Origin of the sequence: Lutibacter sp. A80, assembly GCF_022429645.1 — a bacterium.
GTDB lineage: Bacteria > Bacteroidota > Bacteroidia > Flavobacteriales > Flavobacteriaceae > Lutibacter.
In genome coordinates this window covers 3,261,915-3,280,181 of sequence record NZ_CP092480.1, presented here as the reverse complement: position 1 = coordinate 3,280,181, position 18,267 = coordinate 3,261,915, and the positions used below count along the sequence as shown (strand labels likewise).

Below are 18,267 nucleotides of genomic sequence, written 5' to 3'. Positions count from 1 at the left end.
AATATTACAATTTAAATGTAACTACTGGTAAATTGGCGTGGTTTGCTAAATCTTCGCCAATACTTCCATTAAATAAGTATGCCAAACCTTTTCGTCCGTGTGTGTTTAGCACAATAGCGTCTGCTTCAATTAATTTTGAAAAATTAAGTACGCCAGATTCTACAGAAATATCGTTATAAATATTTAGTGAAAAATCGTCTCCCAAATCAAAACCATCAATAAAATTCTTTATTGCTTCACTAGAATCTTTTGTTGTTTCAAAATTATGAATTGTATTAATTTTTAATAAGTGCAATTGAGCATTAAATAACAGTGTAAAATCTAATATTCTTTGAAAAGCGGATCTATATTCTACCTTAAAATTAGAAGCAAAAACAATATTTTTAATTTTAAAATCATCAATATCATTTTTTACAACTAAAACTGGAATTTTAGAATTTCTAACAACTTTCTCTGTATTTGAACCAATTAAAATTTCTTCAAGACCGGAAGCTCCTTGAGACCCCATTACAATTAAATCAACCTGTTGTTTTTTACTTTCGCTTAAAATACCTTCATAAGCTTTATGAAAATGCACAGAATCTTCAACTTCTAAACCATCTAAAAAAGGCAACTTTTTAAACTCTTCAAATTTTTCATGAGCTCTTTTTAAAAACAACAATGCAGTTGGTGCGTTATTTGTCATACCAAAACTTGTAGGATCAATAACACCTGAAGGCAGTTCTAACATGTGTAATAAAAAAATCTTAGAATTTGTTTGTTTAGCTATTGAAGCTGCAACTTTAGCAGCATATTGTGCTTGTTTCGAAAAATCAACTGGAACTAAAATACTCTTCATAAAAATATATTATTAATTACTATGCCTTTACGTAAAGTTAAGAATTTTAAATTAAAAAAAGAATGATTTTTTATAATTAAAAAATTGTTAGTATATTTGCATCGAATTATTACAGAATTGAGGATTGGAGGGGACGTAAGGTCCCCTCTTTTTATAAAATAAATGGATAAAAATAAAATTATAAATTTAGTAGATCAAGCAATAGAAGAAAACCCAGAGTTATTTTTAATTGATCTTAAATTTTTACCGGACAATAAAATTTATGTTGAAGTAGATGGTGATAATGGTATTGCTCTAAACGAATGCATACGAATTAGCCGAGCCGTAGAACATAACTTAGATAGAGAAGAAGAAGATTTTTCTTTAGAAGTAACATCTCCAGACATAGCAAACCCTCTAAAGATAAAACGACAATACATAAAAAATATAGATCGTACATTACAAGTTAAGTTAAAAGATAATTCTACAGTTGAAGGAAAACTTAACAACGTAAATGAAGAGGATATTGAGCTAGAGTGGAAAGCACGTGAACCAAAACCAATAGGTAAAGGAAAAGTTACAGTTATAAAAAAAGCAATAATACCTTTTGTGGATATTTTAGAAGCAAAGGTGAAAGTAATATTTTAATAAAATGAATGCATGGAAAATTTAGCATTAATTGAATCATTTTCAGAGTTTAAAGGAGATAAAAACATAGATAGAGTTACGCTAATGTCAATACTTGAAGAAGTATTTAGAGCTGCTTTAAAAAGAAAATTTGGATCTGATGATAACTTTGATATTATTATTAACCCAGATAAAGGTGATTTAGAAATATGGAGAAATAGAGTTGTTGTAGCTGATGGAATGTCTGAAGATGATAATGAAGAAATAGAACTTTCAGAAGCAAGACTAATTGAGCCTGATTTTGAAATTGGAGAAGACGTTTCTGAAGAAGTAAAATTAATTGATTTAGGAAGAAGAGCAATTTTAGCATTACGTCAAAACCTTATTTCAAAAATACACGAACACGATAGTACAAATACGTTCAAACATTTTAAAGAATTAGAAGGAGATATTTACAGTGCCGAAGTACACCACATTCGCCACAACGCAATTATATTACTAGATGATGATGGAAACGAAATTGTTTTACCAAAAAGCGAACAAATTCGTTCAGATTATTTTAGAAAAGGAGAATCAGTTCGTGGTATCATTAAAACAGTAGAATTACGTGGTAACAAACCTGTTATAATATTATCTAGAACTTCACCTCAATTTTTAGAAAAATTATTTGAGCAAGAAATTCCAGAAGTATTCGACGGTTTAATTACTATAGAAGGTGTTGCTAGAATTCCAGGAGAAAAAGCGAAAGTAGCAGTAGATTCTTACGACGATAGAATTGACCCAGTTGGAGCTTGTGTAGGTATGAAAGGTTCTCGTATACACGGAATTGTTCGTGAATTAGGAAACGAAAATATTGATGTAATTAATTATACAAAAAACACACAACTATTTATTTCTAGAGCATTAAGCCCTGCCAAAGTTGTTTCTATGAAAATTCATGAAGAAGAAGGTAGAGAAGATGGCAAAAAAGGAAGAGTTGACGTATTTTTATTACCAGAAGAAGTTTCTAAAGCAATTGGTAAAAATGGTGTAAACATTCGCCTAGCAGCTCAATTAACAGGCTTCGAATTAGACGTACAACGCGAAGGTGTTGAAGCTGAAGACGATGTAGAATTAACTGAATTCTCCGATGAAATTGAAGCTTGGATAATTCAAGAATTTAAAAAGATAGGTTTAGATACAGCACGTAGTGTACTTGAAAAAGATGTAGCTGAACTTTTAAAAAGAACTGATTTAGAAGAGGAAACTATTCTAGAAGTTCAAAAAATATTAAAAGAAGAATTTGAAGATTAAAAATTAATCCTTAAATTTTTCAACATAATTTGGCTAAAAGAAAAAATTATATGGCTGACAACAAAACATTGAGACTAAACAAAGTATTACGCGAATTAAACATTTCGTTAGATAGAGCCGTTGAGCACTTAACAAGTCATGGATATGACATTGAGGCGCGACCGACAACAAAAATATCTAACGAGGAGTACAATGTATTACTGGATGGTTTTCAAACTGACAGAAACAAAAAGGCAGCTTCAAAAGAGGTAAGTGAAGAAAAGCGAAAAGAAAAAGAAGCGCTAAGAATTGCTCTTGAAGAAAAGATGGAAAAACAACGTCTTGAAGAAGAAGCAAAAAAAGTTGTTGTTAAGGCTAAAGCTGAAAAATTAGAATTAAAAACAATTGGTAAAATAGATATTGAACATAAAAAGGAAGAACCAAGTACTCCTAAAGTTGAAGATACAAAACCAGTTGTTGAAGAAATTAAAAAAGAAGTACCTCCAAAACCTGAAGTACCTAAAGAAGTAATTGCTGAAACTCCAAAAGTTAAAGAGAAAAAGCAAGAAGAGAAAACTGTAGCTCCTAAAGAAATACAAAAGGAAGTTGTTAAAGAAACTCCGAAAGTAGTTAAAAAAGATGTACTAAAATCTCAAAAAGCAACACCTAAAAAGGAAATTATTAAAACAGAAAAACCAAAAATTGTTGAGCCTGTTGCAAAAAAAGAAGAAAAACCTGTAAAAGAAGAAAAAACTACAGAACCTTCTACACCTCAAACAATTGAAACAAAATACAAAAAATTATCAGGGCCTAAAATTACAGGTAAAACAATTGATTTAAAACAATTTGAAAAGCCTAAAAAGAAAAAACCTGAAGCTACAGCTAAAAAAGACAATGGTACAGATGCAAATAAAAAGAAGCGTCGTAGAATTGTTAAAAAAGCAAATCCTACTGGAGGAAATAGAAGACCTGGAGGACAACAAAATAGAGGTGGACACCAAAGAGGTCCTTTAAGAGGTGGCCCTAGAAAACCTATTGTTAAAGAAGAACCTACTGAAGCAGAAGTACAAAAACAAGTTAGAGAAACTCTAGAAAAACTTCAAGGTAAATCTAAAAAAGGAAAAGGAGCAAAATATAGACGTGATAAAAGAGATCAACACCGTCATCAAACTGAAATAGATCAAGAATTACAAGCTGCAGAAAGTAAAATTCTAAAAGTAACTGAATTTGTTACTGTTAGTGAAATTGCAACTATGATGAATATTCCAGTTACAAATATTATTTCTACTTGTATGTCGTTAGGAATGATGGTAACTATGAATCAACGATTAGACGCTGAAACGCTAACAATTGTTGCAGATGAATTTGACTATACAGTTGATTTTATTGGTGCTGAAGTAGAAGAATCAATAGAAGAACACTTAGATACTGAAGAAGAATTAGAAGGAAGAGCACCTGTTATTACTGTAATGGGACACGTAGATCATGGTAAAACATCTTTATTAGATTATATTCGTGAAGAAAACGTAATTGCAGGAGAATCTGGTGGTATTACACAACATATTGGAGCTTATGGAGTTGAATTAAAAAGTGGACAAAAAATAGCATTTTTAGATACACCTGGTCACGAGGCCTTTACGGCAATGCGTGCACGTGGTGGACAAGTAGCTGATATTGTAATTATTGTAGTTGCTGCTGATGATGATGTAATGCCGCAAACAAAAGAAGCAATTAGTCACGCACAAGCTGCTGGAGTACCAATTATTTTTGCTATAAATAAAATTGACAAACCAACTTCTAACCCAGAGAAAATTAAAGAACAACTTTCTCAAATGAATTTACTGGTTGAAGATTGGGGTGGTAAAATACAATCGCACGATATTTCAGCAAAAACCGGTTTAGGTGTAGATGATTTACTTGAAAAAGTAATTTTAGAAGCAGAAATGTTAGATTTAAAAGCGAATCCAAATAAAAATGCTGTTGGTACTGTAGTTGAAGCTTTATTAGACAAAGGTCGTGGATATGTTTCAACAATATTAGTACAAGAAGGTACTTTAAAAATTGGAGACTTTATGTTAGCTGGTAAACATAGTGGTAAAATTAAAGCTATGTTTGACGAACGTGGAAAAAATATGAAGAGCGCAGGACCTTCAACGCCAGTATCTATATTAGGTTTAGATGGTGCACCACAAGCAGGTGATAGATTTCATATATTTGAAGACGAAAAAGAAGCAAAACAACTTGCTACAAAACGTTCTCAGTTACAACGTGAACAATCTGTTAGAACACAGCGTCATATTACATTAGACGAAATTGGACGAAGAATTGCATTAGGAGAGTTTAAAGAATTAAACATTATATTAAAAGGTGATGTTGACGGTTCTGTAGAAGCTTTAACTGATTCATTCCAAAAATTATCAACTGATGAAATTCAAGTAAACATTATCCATAAAGGTGTTGGTGCAATTACAGAATCTGACGTACTATTAGCTTCTGCTTCCGATGCAATTATTGTTGGATTTAATGTAAGACCTTCCGGAAACGCAAGATTATTAGCCGACAATGAAGAAATTGATGTAAGAACATACTCTATTATTTACGATGCAATTAACGATCTTCGTGATGCAATGGAAGGAATGCTTTCTGCTGAAATAAAAGAAGAAGTTACTGGTAATGTTGAAATTAGAGAAGTTTATAAAATTTCTAAAGTAGGAAATATTGCTGGTTGTATGGTAACTAGTGGAAAAATATTTAGAAACTCTAAAATTAGAATTATTAGAGACAGTGTAGTAATTCATTCAGGTGAATTAAGTTCTTTAAAACGTTTTAAAGATGATGCCAAAGAAGTTGCTAAAGGATATGATTGTGGTATTCAAATAAAGAACTATAATAATATTGAAATTGGAGATGTTATTGAAGCTTACCAAGAAGTTGAAGTTAAAAAGAAACTAAAAAGAAACTAGTTTCTTTCTAAAATATTTAAACAAAAAATCGAGGCGTATACCTCGATTTTTTTTGTTTATATTTTTAATAAAATATTTAGCTTTTTTTATTTGCCAATTGACCACAAGCTGCATCAATATCCTTACCTCTACTTCTTCTAACATTTACAATTATATCATTCATTTCTAAAATACTAATATAATCATCTATTGCTTGAGGTCTTGCTTGTTGGAATTCGCCATCATCAATTGGATTATATTCAATTAAATTAACTTTACAAGGCACATATTTACAAAACTTTACTAAGGCACTTATAGCTTCTTTAGTATCGTTAATTCCTTCCCAAACAACATATTCGTAGGTTACTCTACTATTGGTTTTTGCATACCAGTATTCTAAAGATTCTTTTAGATCTACTAATGGAAATGCTTTACTAAAAGGCATTATTCTTGATCTAACTTCATCAATTGCAGAATGTAACGAAACAGCTAAATTAAATTTAACCTCATCATCTGCTAATTTTTTTATCATTTTAGGAACTCCAGAAGTTGAAACTGTAATTCTTTTTGGAGACATTCCTAAGCCTTCTTCTGAAGTAATTTTTTCTATAGATTTTAATACATTGTTATAATTCATTAAAGGTTCACCCATTCCCATAAAAACAATGTTTGATAATTTATGGTTGTAATACAACAAACTTTCTTGGTTTATTGCTGCAACTTGATCGAAAATTTCGTCTGGGTTTAAATTTCGCATTTTCTTTAAGCGTGCAGTTGCACAAAAATTACAATCTAAACTACAGCCTACTTGACTAGACACACAAGCAGTGGTTCTACTTCCTGCAGGAATTAAAACAGATTCTACCACTAAGCCATCGTGCAAACGCACAGCATTTTTTACAGTTCCGTCGGAACTACGCTGCATATCATCAACTTCTATATGATTAATTACAAAATGAGTTTCAAGCATGTGTCGTGTTTCTTTTGAAATATTGGTCATTTCTTCAAAAGAATGCGCACTTTTACTCCACAACCATTCATAAACCTGATTTCCTCTAAAAGCTTTTTCATTATTTTCAATAAAAAAATCTCGTAATTCGGTTTTGGTTAATGCGCGTATGTCTTTTTTTGTACTCATTTTTTAGTTTTGATTTAGAAAAGAAATTGTCTAAAAAGTAACACTTCTTAGACAATTAAACCTTTTAAAAAATTATATAATTTATATAATTAACATCGCATCTCCATACGAATAAAATTTATAACCTTCTTTTACTGCTTCTTCATAAGCTTCCATTAAAAAATCATACCCAGCAAAAGCTGCAGCTTGCATCATTAATGTAGATTTTGGAGTATGGAAATTTGTAATCATACAATTTGCTATACTAAAATCGTATGGAGGAAAAATAAATTTATTAGTCCATCCATTAAACGCATTTAAGCGACTATTTGAAGATACAGAACTTTCAATTGCTCTCATAACAGTTGTACCGACTGCACAAACTCTTCTTTTAGAATCAATTGCTTTATTTACAATAGCTACTGTTTCATCAGAAACTATTGCTTGTTCAGAGTCCATTTTATGTTTTGATAAATCTTCAACTTCTACAGGACTAAAAGTTCCCAAACCAACGTGTAATGTGATTTCAGCAAAATCTATACCTTTAATTTCTAATCTTTTCATTAAATGTTTTGAAAAGTGTAAACCTGCTGTTGGAGCAGCAACTGCACCTTCGTGTTTTGCATAAATAGTTTGGTAACGCTCTTCATCTTCTGGAGTTACTTCTCTTTTAATAAATTTTGGCAATGGAGTTTCTCCTAATTCTTCTAATTTTTTTCTAAATTCTTCGTAAGAACCATCATATAAAAAGCGTAAAGTTCTTCCTCTAGAGGTTGTATTATCAATAACTTCGGCAACTAAACTTTCATCATCTCCAAAAAATAATTTGTTTCCAATTCTTATTTTTCTAGCTGGGTCAACTAAAACATCCCACAATCTACTTTCGGCATTTAATTCTCTTAATAAAAACACTTCAATTCTTGCACCAGTTTTTTCTTTTTCACCATACATACGAGCTGGAAAAACCTTGGTATTATTTAAAATCATTAAATCTCCTTCATCAAAATAATTGATTAAATCTTTAAATTGTTTATGCTCAATAGTTTTTTCTTTTCTATTTAACACCATTAAACGCGATTCATCTCTATGTTCTGCAGGGTATTCAGCTAATAAATTTTCTGGTAATTCAAATTTAAAATGTGATAATTTCATATGTGATTTTTATTTTTTTTAGTATTATAAAAGTGTAAAATAGCAGCTAAACTCTCTAATTTAAGCAACCTACAAAAACTCTTATTTTATTGAATGAACGCAAATATACAACATCGGCATAGGCCTTGTCAAGTGATTTGCAATAAAACTTTGTTATTGAGAATATTAAATATATTATAAAGTGCACTTTTTAAAATCGTCCCAAAAAGTTGGATACGATTTTGACACCACATTTGGGTCTTCAATTTGAAGCGGAACCTTTAACGCTAAAGGTGCAAAAGCCATAGCCATTCTATGATCATTGTAAGTAGCTACTGCAATATTTTCATTATACTTAGTAGCTGGTTTTAAATGTAAAGTTTCATTTGTTATTACTACTTCCCCTCCTAATTTTTCAATCTCAACTTTTAAAGCTACCAACCTATCGGTTTCTTTAATTTTTAATGTATGAAGTCCTGTTAAAAAACATTCTAACCCTAAACCAAAACAAGTAACTGCTATTGTTTGTGCAATATCTGGAGCTCCTATTAAATTTAAATTTAGTGGTTTTTTATTTTTAATTTCTTGCTGTTGATTAGAAAGAATTATAGAATTTCCTTCAAAAATAGTTTCAACTCCAAAATTTTTATAAATTTCAGTTAAAACAGAATCGCCTTGGAGACTATTTTTTTTATATGAAGATAATGCTATTTTAGAATTAGGATTTAAAGCACATAAACTATAATAATAAGAAGCCGAACTCCAATCTGACTCAACAACTATTGTTTTTGGTGAAATACTTGATTTAGGTTTAATAGTTATGGAATCATCATCCCAAGATAGTTCAACTCCCAATTCAGCCAACAACGCTAATGTCATTTTAATATATGGAACCGAAGTTATTTCTCCTTTAAATTTTAATTGTAATCCATTTTTTAAAGTTGGAGCTATTAAAAGTAAGGATGTTATATATTGACTGCTAACATTTCCATCAATTTCAACAAAACTTTTAGTTATTTTTTTCCCAGTAATTTTTAATGGCGGATAACCTTCTTTTTCTACGTACTCTATTTTTGCCCCCAAAGAAGTTAATGCATCTACTAAAATTTTAATAGGCCTGTTTCTCATTCTATGCGAACCTGTTAGCACTATTTCAGAATTTTCTTTTACCGAAAAATACGATGTTAAAAATCGCATAGCAGTACCTGCGTGTCCAATATTAATTTCGTTTGAAGAGCTGGCTAATGCTTTTTGCATTAGTTTAGAATCGTCTGAGTTTGAAATGTTTTCGATGTTTAAATTTGGATAAAATTGTTGTAAAACCAGTAATCTATTGGTTTCGCTTTTAGACCCTGTAATTTGAATATCTTCGAAAACAATATTATTTAGTTTATCAATTTTCAACAATTCCATAAATTATAATTTATACTATATTAATAATACCATGTACTAGCAAGTACTTTAATTTTTTATTTCAGCCACAAAGTTAAACCTCAAACAATAGTTTCCAAATTTAGTGTTGTAAATCTCCAAAATTATATAAATTTACTTACTAACCTGGTAATTACATAATTGATTTAATAGGACTAAAATTAATTCAGGTTGATGTAAAACAACATCACTTTTTAATAAATTTATAATAACCAGCCATAAAAAGCCCATAAAATAAAGAACCTAATAATAGCTGACCTACAAAAACATACCAATTTTCAGGCCCAAAATATGCTGCAACCATTTCATTAAAACCTCCTGCTCTAAATATTTTTAAGCCAATTTTTACTATTGAAAATAACACTAAAAAACCAGCACCAAACCTTAGTGTTAAATCTAAAAAGGTTGCATTTTTATATTGATTCATATTACTTTAATTTTTTATTATTATGATGACGATCGTGATCTCGCTCTGTTTTAATATCCATTTTTTTATCAAACGCTGCTTGTAAATCAATTCCTGTTTGGTTGGCTAAACATAATACCACAAAAACAACATCAGCTAATTCTTCTCCTAAATCTTTGTTTTTATCACTTTCCTTTTCACTTTGCTCCCCGTATCTACGAGCAATAATACGAGCCACTTCACCAACTTCTTCTGTTAACTGAGCCATATTTGTTAATTCATTAAAATAACGAACACCATGTTCCTTTATCCAACTATCAACAGCTTTTTGTGCATTTTTTATATCCATTATGTAATATTTTATTAAAGATCAAACAAAGGTAATGAAGTTCTTAAAATAACTATCTATTTTAAATACTTCAAAAATTCTTCTCTAGAAATTTCATCAGCTCCTAAACTTTCTAAATGCGGATTATAAACCTGACAGTCTATTAATTTATATTTTTCTTTCTCCAGTTTTTGAACTAAATAAATAAACGCTAATTTTGAAGTATTACTTACTTTACTAAACATGCTTTCTCCACAAAAAACAGAGCCCAAATCAACACCATACAAACCACCAACTAATTCCTCTCCAAGCCATACTTCTACCGATTTTGCAATACCTTGCTTATGAAGATTTATATAAGCTTCTTGCATTTCATCGGTAATCCAAGTTCCACCTTGCCCCTCTCTTTCAATGGTTTTACAATTTGAAATTACCGCTTCAAAATTTTGATTAAAAGTAACTTTAAACATATCTTTTTTAATAAGCTGTCTCATACTTTTAGAAACTTTTAAATCTTTTGGAAACAACACCATTCGCTCTTTTGGACTGTACCAAATAATGGGCTCTCCAGGATTGTACCAAGGGAAAATTCCACTTTTATAAGCTAACAACAAACGCTCTAAAGATAAGTCGCCTCCTACTGCTAGTATCCCATCTTTATTAGCTAAATGTACTGGTGGAAAAACTAAATCTTTTGAAAGTAGATACATTTACAAATTTTTTAACAAAAATACAGAAACAAAAAAAACTGTCTAAAAAATAAAAACACATCAACCTACATTTAATATAGTTTCTCAATCTAATTTAGAATTAGATATTGAAATGCTAAAACAAGTTTAGCAGGATGCATTTTAAAACTTTTTAGACAGTTTTAAAATATTTATACTCCCTTTAAAAAGGTAAGTCATCTGGTTCATTATCATCAACTTTAGAGGTTGTCTCTAAATTATCTAATGGTGCTGGTGCAGCTCCTTGTGCTCCCTCTTCTTGTAATGGTTCTATTCTCCAGCCTTGAATTGCATTAAAATATTTAGCAACACCTTCTGGGTTTATCCATTCTCTTCCGCGTAAATTTATAGATACTTTTACGTCTTGTCCTACTTTATAACTATTTAACAAATCACATTTATCTTGAACAAATTCAATTAGCAACATTTGTGGATATTGTTCACTTGTAGTAACAACCATCTCTCTTTTTCTAAAACCACTTGCACCAAACGTTTGCTCATCGTTTATTAATTTAATTTTTCCAGTAACTTCCATGTTTCAAATTTTTTCATTAAAGGCGTTTAACACACCAAATCTTACATTTTTTCTCTAAAATAGATTTCACAAATGTAATTTTTTTACAACATCAAAACCAAAATATCACTTATGTTATTTTGTAAACTTATTAACATCAAAAAAATAATGCCTAAAAAATTAAACTTAAATAATAAGGTTTTATTTTTTAAGTTATATATAACATATATTCTATATTTGAATAATGGCTTCACACAAAAATGTACAAATAATACGTTGGGTTGTAATAATAACATCATTTATTATTGTAACGCTTATATTATGGAATACTTATGATTTTTTTCAAAAATTTAAAAATGAAGAACGCGCTAAAATGGAAATTTTGGCTGGTGCGTACGAACGATTCAGCGCATATGATTTGAATGCTGATTTTTCTTTAGAAGATAAAATTATTGGAAAAAATAATAATATTCCAATGATTATTACCAACGAAAAAGACAGTATTACACTATGGGCTAATTTAGATTCCATTAAAATAAAAAAACCTACTTATTTAAAAAAACAATTGGCTTTAATGAAAGGTCAAAATACACCTGTAACTGTAAGTCATAAAAAAGGAAATACAAAACAACTAATATATTATAGAGATTCCGATTTATTAACTAAATTAAAATACTACCCTATTGCATTAATTCTAATCTTATTTTTATTTGCAAGTGTAATTTACCTGTTTTTTAAGTCAAATAAAATTGCTGATCAAAATAAACTTTGGACTGGTATGGCTAGAGAAACTGCACATCAAATTGGTACACCATTATCTTCTTTATTGGGTTGGATTGAAATTTTAAAACTCGAAAAAACCGATGAAACCATTGTAAAAGAAATTGAAAATGATGTTAATAGACTTAATACAATTGCAGAACGATTTTCTAAAATAGGCTCAATTCCTATATTAAAAAAACATAATATTGTTGAAGCTACAAGTTCTGCCTTTAACTACTTAAAATCTAGAAGTTCTAAACAGGTTGTTTTTAATTTTAAAAGTATTAACCCTGAAATTCTAGTAGCAATTAATCTGCAACTTTTTAGCTGGGTTATTGAAAACCTCGTTAAAAATGCGATTGATTCTATGGAAGGGAAAGGTAAAATACACCTTTTAATAACAGAAGACGCTAAAAATGTAATAATCAAAATTACAGATACTGGAAAAGGTATTCCAAAACACCTTCAACAAAAAATATTTTCACCTGGATTTACAACTAAAAAACGTGGCTGGGGACTTGGATTATCTTTAGCAAAACGCATAATAGAAGATTACCATAATGGCAAAATAGCTGTATTAAAATCTGAATTAAAAAAAGGTACTACCTTTATAGTGGTTTTAAAAAAATAGCTTTATAAATTATCCGCTATTGCTTTTGCAGTATGTTCAAATTCTTCAGAACTCATTTTAACTTTTTTAATAAATTGAATGTCTTCCATTTTTTGTAAAGGAATTAAATGTACATGTACATGTGGAACTTCTAATCCTACTACAGCTAATCCAACACGCTCACACGGAATGGCTTTTTCAATTGCTAAAGCTATTTCTCTAGAATAACTAAACAATTTATTATAAAGTGTCTCTTCTAAATCAAACAATTTACTTACCTCTTTTTTAGGCACCACTAAGGTATGCCCTTTTGCATTTGGATTGATATCTAAAAAGACATAAAAATCTTCATTTTCTGCAATTTTATACGATGGAATTTCTCCATTTATTATTTTTGTGAATATAGAACTCATACAATAAATTTTAATCAAAAATAAGAAACCCTTCTCAATTTGACAATTGAAAAGGGTTTTAAAAAATTTAATTTTTTCAACTAATTTACTACCTCGAAATTTCTAAGACTTCAAAAGTCAACATTCCATTTGGCACTTGAATTTCGGCCGTTTCACCTACTTTTTTACCAAGTAATCCTTTTCCTATAGGAGAATTTACCGATAATTTACCTTCTTTTATATTTGTTTCAGAATCTGCAACTAAGGTATAATTAAACTCCATACCATTAGCGGTATTCTTTAATTTTACTTTAGAATGGATTAATATTTTAGAAGTGTCTAATTTAGATTCATCAATAATTCTTGCATTTGAAATAACTTCTTTTAGCTTCGCTATTTTTAACTCCAAAAGAGATTGTTCTTCTTTTGCAGCATGATATTCGGCATTTTCGCTTAAATCTCCTTTATCTCTTGCTTCAGCAATGTCATTACTCACTCTTGGACGTTCTACAGTTTCTAAATACTCTAAATCTTTCTTTAGATTTCTCATTCCTTCTTCAGAATAATACGAAATTTTACTCATAACTTATCATTTTATTAAATACAAAAAATCTCACAACTGAAAGATCAGAATGAGATTTAAAACAAATATACGAAATATTTGTAAATTGCGCACGTTTAACCATAAACGTAACTTAAAATTATGAGAAAATTATCTCTATTGTTTTTAGTACTATTATTTATTTCATGTGAGAAAAATGAAACAAATGATATTTTACCTGAATACAGTTTTAGTGTAACCGTAAATTTAAACCTTCCACAATATATAGAACTACAAGCTCCAGGCGGCTGGGCATATAATACTGGCGGAATACAAGGTATTATTATTCAAAACATTGGTATTGGAAGTCCACCCTATAAAGCATTTGAGTTAGCCTGCCCTAATTACGATTGTAATAGCCCTATGGAGTTTGATGGTAGTTTAAAATTAAAATGCCCTTGCGACGATAGTGAATATAGCATTTATGATGGCTCTCCTCAAACAGAAGGAAATATCCATTTTGCCAGGGAGTATAAAGTTACTCAAAGCGGCTCATCTTTAAATATTACAAACTTTTAACTATAGATAGCTTTTAAATTAAATCAGATTACTATTTTTGTCTGAAAGCATAAAAAAGTGAAAAATTATTTCTCATCAAATTTTAAATTAGGCGTTTTAGGCGGTGGTCAGTTAGGAAAAATGCTGTTAACAGAAACGCATAAATTCGATATTTATACAGCTATTTTAGACGGGGCAAAAGATGCTCCTTGTGCACAAATTTGTAACGAATTTCATCAAGGAGACTTATTAGATTTTGATACTGTTTACAATTTTGGTAAAAAAGTAGACTTACTAACTATTGAAATTGAACATGTTAATACCGAAGCACTCTTAAAATTAGAAGCAGAAGGTTTAAACATATATCCACAACCTAATGTTTTACAAATAATTCAACACAAAGGAAAACAGAAAGATTTTTTTGTAAAAAATAACATCCCAACTTCACCACACAAACGGTTTTCTACTTTAGAAGAACTAAAAAAAGAGACCTTACAATTTCCTTTTGTATGGAAATCTGCTCAATTTGGATATGATGGAACGGGTGTTAAAATTGTAAAAAACGAACAAGATTTAAACATTTTACCAGATACTGATTGTATTGTAGAGGAATTAATTCCGTTTAAAAATGAACTAGCTGTTATAGTTGCCAGAAATAAACGTGGAGAAATAAAAACATACCCAGTAGTAGAAATGGAATTTCATCCAGAAGCAAATCAGGTAGAATATGTTATTTGTCCGGCAAGAATTTCTAATGAAGTTGCGGATAAAGCTAGAAATATTGCTTTAAAAGTTGCTGAATCTTTTAAACATATTGGCTTGTTAGCTGTTGAGTTATTTCAAACTGAAAATGATGAAATACTTGTAAATGAAGTCGCTCCAAGAACACATAACAGCGGGCATTATAGTATTGAAGCTTCCTATACAAGTCAGTTTGAACAACACGTAAGAAGCATTTTAAACCTTCCTTTAGGAAACACTGAAAGTAAAGTAGCAGGAATTATGGTGAATTTAGTTGGCGAAGAAGGTTTTTCTGGTGATGTAGTTTATGAAAATATGGAAGAAATTCTAAAAATGGATGGTGTAACACCACATATTTATGGGAAAAAACAAACTAGACCTTTTAGAAAAATGGGGCATGTTACTGTTGTAAATACAGATCTGGATGAAGCTCATAAAATAGCTGAAAAAGTAAAAAACACAATAAGAGTAATTAGTAAATAGAAAAATTATGAGTAAAGTAGGAATAATAATGGGAAGTGATTCTGATCTTCCAATTATGCAACAAGCAATTGATATTTTAAAAAGTTTTGATATTGAAACGGAAGTTGATATTGTTTCAGCACATAGAACTCCTGAAAAATTATTTGATTACGCAAAAAATGCTCACAAAAGAGGAATCTCAGTAATAATTGCTGGTGCTGGAGGTGCTGCACATTTACCTGGAATGGTTGCTTCTATGAGTCCATTACCTATTATTGGAGTTCCTGTAAAATCTAGAAACTCTATTGATGGATGGGATTCTGTATTATCAATACTTCAAATGCCTGGTGGAGTTCCTGTTGCCACAGTTGCATTAGACGGCGCACAAAATGCAGGTATATTAGCTGCTCAAATTATTGGAAGCTCAAATAAAACTATACTTGATAAAATAGTACTTTATAAAGAAAATTTAAAAAGCAAAGTAATCAAAGCTTCTGAAAACATTAAAGATAAACTATAACAAAATACCTATTTTAGGTATAACAACAACTCCTTTTTTATTTTTATAACTAAACTTTGGAACCATTGTATTAATAACTAATTTATTGCTTTTATTTTTCATTTTTATATTTTTTTAAATTTCAAATTAATTTAAAAATATTATTTCTACAATTAACATACATTAATAACGCTTTTTACAGCAATAATAGTATAGTATATATGTATTTTAAAATACTTTTTTAGCAATAAACATACCTTAATTCAATTCGAATAAAACAAACAAATATTATAAATTGCACCAAAATCTATAAAACTGAAAATTATGACGAATCCATTATTGGAAACCTTTAATAAGCCCTATAATACAGCTCCATTTTCATTAATTAAAGTTGAACATTTTAAACCTGCATTTATTGAAGGAATTTCTTTAACAAAAGGTGAAATAGATCAAATTGTACAAAATCCAGAAACACCGTCTTTTAAAAACACTATTGAAGCACTAGAATATAGTGGACAAACCTTAGATAGAATTTCAAGCATTTTTTTTAATTTAAACTCTGCTGAAACTTCGGGTGAAATTCAACAAATAGCTCAAGAAGTATCTCCTTTACTTTCAGAATTTTCTAATGATATTACTTTAAATCAAAAATTATTCAATAAAATTAAAGTTATTTATGATAACAAAGAAAATTTAAACCTTACCGAAGAACAAAACACTTTACTTACAAAAAATTATAAAAGTTTTGTAAGAAACGGTGCTAATTTAAATGAGGAACAAAAAATTGAATTAAGAAAAATAGACACCAAACTTTCTCAATTAAAATTAAAATTTGGCGAAAATGTATTGGCTGAAACTCATGATTTTGAATTGCACTTAACAGAAAAAGAACAATTAAACGGTTTACCTGAAGGTGTAATTGAAGCTGCTGAATTAACCGCAAAACAAAAAAATAAAAATGGTTGGATATTTACTTTAGATTACCCAAGTTATGTTCCTTTTTTAACTTATTCAGCTAATCGAAACCTAAGAAAAAAAATGGCTATTGCTTTTGGAGCAAAAGCTTTTAGAAATAATAAAAACGACAATCAACAAATTGTTTTAGATATTGCCACCTTAAGACATAAAAGAGCTGTTTTATTAGGCTACAAATCGCATGCCGATTTTGTATTAGAAGAACGAATGGCTGAAACGCCACAAACAGTACTAACTTTTTTAAATGATTTATTAGAAAAAGCAAAACCTGCTGCAAATAAAGAATTTAAACAACTTACTGAGATTGCCAAAAAAGATGGTGTCGAAAAACTGGAAAAATGGGACAGCGCTTATTATTCAGAAAAATTAAAAAAAGAACTTTTTGATTTAGAAGAAGAAAAACTAAAACCCTTTTTTAAATTAGAAAACGTTATTGAAGGTGTTTTTCAAATTTCAAATAAATTGTATGATTTAAATTTTGAAGAAATATTTACAATAGACAAATACCACGAAGATGTAAAAACATTTAAAGTTACGGATACATCAAATAATTATATTGCCATTTTATATGCAGATTTTTTCCCAAGAAAAGGAAAGCGAAATGGTGCTTGGATGACCTCCTTTAAAAGTCAATGGAAAAAAGATAATGAAAACTCTAGACCACACATTTCAATAGTTTGCAACTTTACAAAGCCAACAGAAACAAAACCATCTTTATTAACTTTTAATGAAGTTACTACTTTATTTCACGAATTTGGACATGCTTTACATGGTATGTTAGCTAACACTACCTATCCAAGCTTATCTGGAACTAATGTTTTCTGGGACTTTGTAGAACTTCCAAGTCAACTACTTGAAAATTGGTGTTTCCAAAAAGAAGCACTCAACTTATTTTCAAAACATTATAAAACCAATGAATTAATTCCAATGGAATTGATCGAAAAAATTAAAAAATCTTCTAACTTTTTAGAAGGTTCTCAAACTTTACGACAATTAAGCTTTGGTATTTTAGACATGGAGTGGCACAGTAAAGACCCTTCAACTATAAATGATGTGAAAAAATTTGAACTAGAAGCTTTCAAAGGCACTCAACTTTTTCCTGATGTAAATGAAAACTGTATGAGCACTTCATTTTCACACATTTTTCAGGGAGGCTATTCCTCTGGCTATTATTCATACAAATGGGCAGAAGTTTTAGATGCAGATGCTTTTGCACTATTTATAGAAAAAGGAATTTTCGATAAAGAAACAGCAAATAAATTTAAAGTTCATATTTTAGAAAAAGGAGGCACAAAAAAACCTATAAAATTATATGAACTTTTTAGAGGAAAAAAACCGGATAATTCTGCTTTATTAAAAAGGGCTGGATTACTTAAATAAGTATATATTAATTCTAAAAAAGGGTAAATTTTTA

The 18,267-nt window shown here is 29.6% G+C and carries 18 protein-coding genes; 8 read left to right on the top strand and 10 right to left on the bottom strand.

The window, feature by feature from the left end; translation table 11 throughout:
* Window positions 1-4 precede the first annotated feature (4 nt).
* Window positions 5-838: a universal stress protein gene (locus tag MHL31_RS13560; protein ID WP_240226488.1), complete on the bottom strand. Its 834-nt coding sequence runs from the start codon at window positions 836-838 to the stop codon at window positions 5-7.
* Window positions 839-1,000: 162 nt separating this feature from the next.
* Between MHL31_RS13560 and rimP the strand changes: the two genes are divergently transcribed.
* Genes rimP through infB form a run of 3 tightly spaced genes read left to right on the top strand, consistent with a single transcriptional unit; the run spans window position 1,001 to window position 5,679 of the window.
* A complete protein-coding gene (gene rimP / locus MHL31_RS13555; protein ID WP_240226487.1) occupies window positions 1,001-1,465 on the top strand; it encodes a ribosome assembly cofactor RimP in 465 nt (154 codons plus the stop codon).
* 12 nt (window positions 1,466-1,477) lie between these two features.
* Window positions 1,478-2,737 (top strand): transcription termination factor NusA, encoded by a 1,260-nt coding sequence (gene nusA / locus MHL31_RS13550; protein WP_240226486.1) that lies wholly within the window; start codon window positions 1,478-1,480, stop codon window positions 2,735-2,737.
* Window positions 2,738-2,787: 50 nt separating this feature from the next.
* Window positions 2,788-5,679, top strand: coding sequence for a translation initiation factor IF-2 (gene infB, locus MHL31_RS13545; protein WP_240226485.1), 2,892 nt, complete (start codon window positions 2,788-2,790; stop codon window positions 5,677-5,679).
* Between the two features lie 76 nt (window positions 5,680-5,755).
* Here the strand turns inward: infB and rlmN are convergent, their stop codons facing one another.
* The 7 genes from rlmN to MHL31_RS13510 form a co-directional block, all read right to left on the bottom strand.
* A complete protein-coding gene (gene rlmN / locus MHL31_RS13540) occupies window positions 5,756-6,796 on the bottom strand; it encodes a 23S rRNA (adenine(2503)-C(2))-methyltransferase RlmN (RefSeq protein WP_240226484.1) in 1,041 nt (346 codons plus the stop codon).
* Between the two features lie 81 nt (window positions 6,797-6,877).
* Window positions 6,878-7,927 (bottom strand): tRNA preQ1(34) S-adenosylmethionine ribosyltransferase-isomerase QueA, encoded by a 1,050-nt coding sequence (gene queA, locus MHL31_RS13535; protein ID WP_240226483.1) that lies wholly within the window; start codon window positions 7,925-7,927, stop codon window positions 6,878-6,880.
* Window positions 7,928-8,101: 174 nt separating this feature from the next.
* Window positions 8,102-9,319 carry a 3-phosphoshikimate 1-carboxyvinyltransferase gene (locus tag MHL31_RS13530; RefSeq protein WP_240226482.1) on the bottom strand — a complete coding sequence of 406 codons (1,218 nt, stop codon included), beginning with the start codon at window positions 9,317-9,319 and terminating at the stop codon, window positions 8,102-8,104.
* A 205-nt stretch (window positions 9,320-9,524) separates the two neighbouring features.
* Window positions 9,525-9,764 carry a hypothetical protein gene (locus MHL31_RS13525; protein ID WP_240226481.1) on the bottom strand — a complete coding sequence of 80 codons (240 nt, stop codon included), beginning with the start codon at window positions 9,762-9,764 and terminating at the stop codon, window positions 9,525-9,527.
* 1 nt (window position 9,765) lies between these two features.
* Window positions 9,766-10,092 (bottom strand): nucleotide pyrophosphohydrolase, encoded by a 327-nt coding sequence (locus tag MHL31_RS13520; RefSeq protein ID WP_240226480.1) that lies wholly within the window; start codon window positions 10,090-10,092, stop codon window positions 9,766-9,768.
* Between the two features lie 56 nt (window positions 10,093-10,148).
* On the bottom strand, window positions 10,149-10,781 hold the full coding sequence (gene aat / locus MHL31_RS13515; RefSeq protein WP_240226479.1) for a leucyl/phenylalanyl-tRNA--protein transferase: 633 nt from the start codon (window positions 10,779-10,781) through the stop codon (window positions 10,149-10,151).
* Between the two features lie 181 nt (window positions 10,782-10,962).
* The gene (locus MHL31_RS13510) at window positions 10,963-11,334 is read right to left on the bottom strand and encodes a DUF3127 domain-containing protein (RefSeq protein WP_240226478.1); all 372 of its coding nucleotides are present in this window, start codon (window positions 11,332-11,334) and stop codon (window positions 10,963-10,965) included.
* Between the two features lie 223 nt (window positions 11,335-11,557).
* On the opposite strand from MHL31_RS13510, the gene MHL31_RS13505 reads away from it, so the two are divergent.
* Entirely contained in the window at window positions 11,558-12,706 is a 1,149-nt protein-coding gene (locus MHL31_RS13505) for a PAS domain-containing sensor histidine kinase (RefSeq protein ID WP_240226477.1), read from the top strand.
* A 2-nt stretch (window positions 12,707-12,708) separates the two neighbouring features.
* Here the strand turns inward: MHL31_RS13505 and MHL31_RS13500 are convergent, their stop codons facing one another.
* Window positions 12,709-13,098, bottom strand: coding sequence for an HIT family protein (locus MHL31_RS13500; protein ID WP_240226476.1), 390 nt, complete (start codon window positions 13,096-13,098; stop codon window positions 12,709-12,711).
* Between the two features lie 88 nt (window positions 13,099-13,186).
* Window positions 13,187-13,660 (bottom strand): transcription elongation factor GreA, encoded by a 474-nt coding sequence (gene greA, locus MHL31_RS13495; protein WP_240226475.1) that lies wholly within the window; start codon window positions 13,658-13,660, stop codon window positions 13,187-13,189.
* A 120-nt stretch (window positions 13,661-13,780) separates the two neighbouring features.
* On the opposite strand from greA, the gene MHL31_RS13490 reads away from it, so the two are divergent.
* The 4 genes from MHL31_RS13490 (at window position 13,781) to MHL31_RS13475 (ending at window position 18,233) form a co-directional block, all read left to right on the top strand.
* Window positions 13,781-14,197, top strand: a complete 417-nt coding sequence (locus tag MHL31_RS13490) for a phosphoribosylaminoimidazole carboxylase (protein WP_240226474.1) — start codon at window positions 13,781-13,783, stop codon at window positions 14,195-14,197.
* A 57-nt stretch (window positions 14,198-14,254) separates the two neighbouring features.
* Window positions 14,255-15,400 carry a 5-(carboxyamino)imidazole ribonucleotide synthase gene (locus MHL31_RS13485; protein ID WP_240226473.1) on the top strand — a complete coding sequence of 382 codons (1,146 nt, stop codon included), beginning with the start codon at window positions 14,255-14,257 and terminating at the stop codon, window positions 15,398-15,400.
* A gap of 7 nt (window positions 15,401-15,407) precedes the next feature.
* Window positions 15,408-15,899: a 5-(carboxyamino)imidazole ribonucleotide mutase gene (purE, locus tag MHL31_RS13480; RefSeq protein ID WP_240226472.1), complete on the top strand. Its 492-nt coding sequence runs from the start codon at window positions 15,408-15,410 to the stop codon at window positions 15,897-15,899.
* Window positions 15,900-16,202: 303 nt separating this feature from the next.
* Window positions 16,203-18,233 (top strand): M3 family metallopeptidase, encoded by a 2,031-nt coding sequence (locus MHL31_RS13475; protein WP_240226471.1) that lies wholly within the window; start codon window positions 16,203-16,205, stop codon window positions 18,231-18,233.
* The last annotated feature ends 34 nt before the right edge of the window (window positions 18,234-18,267 follow it).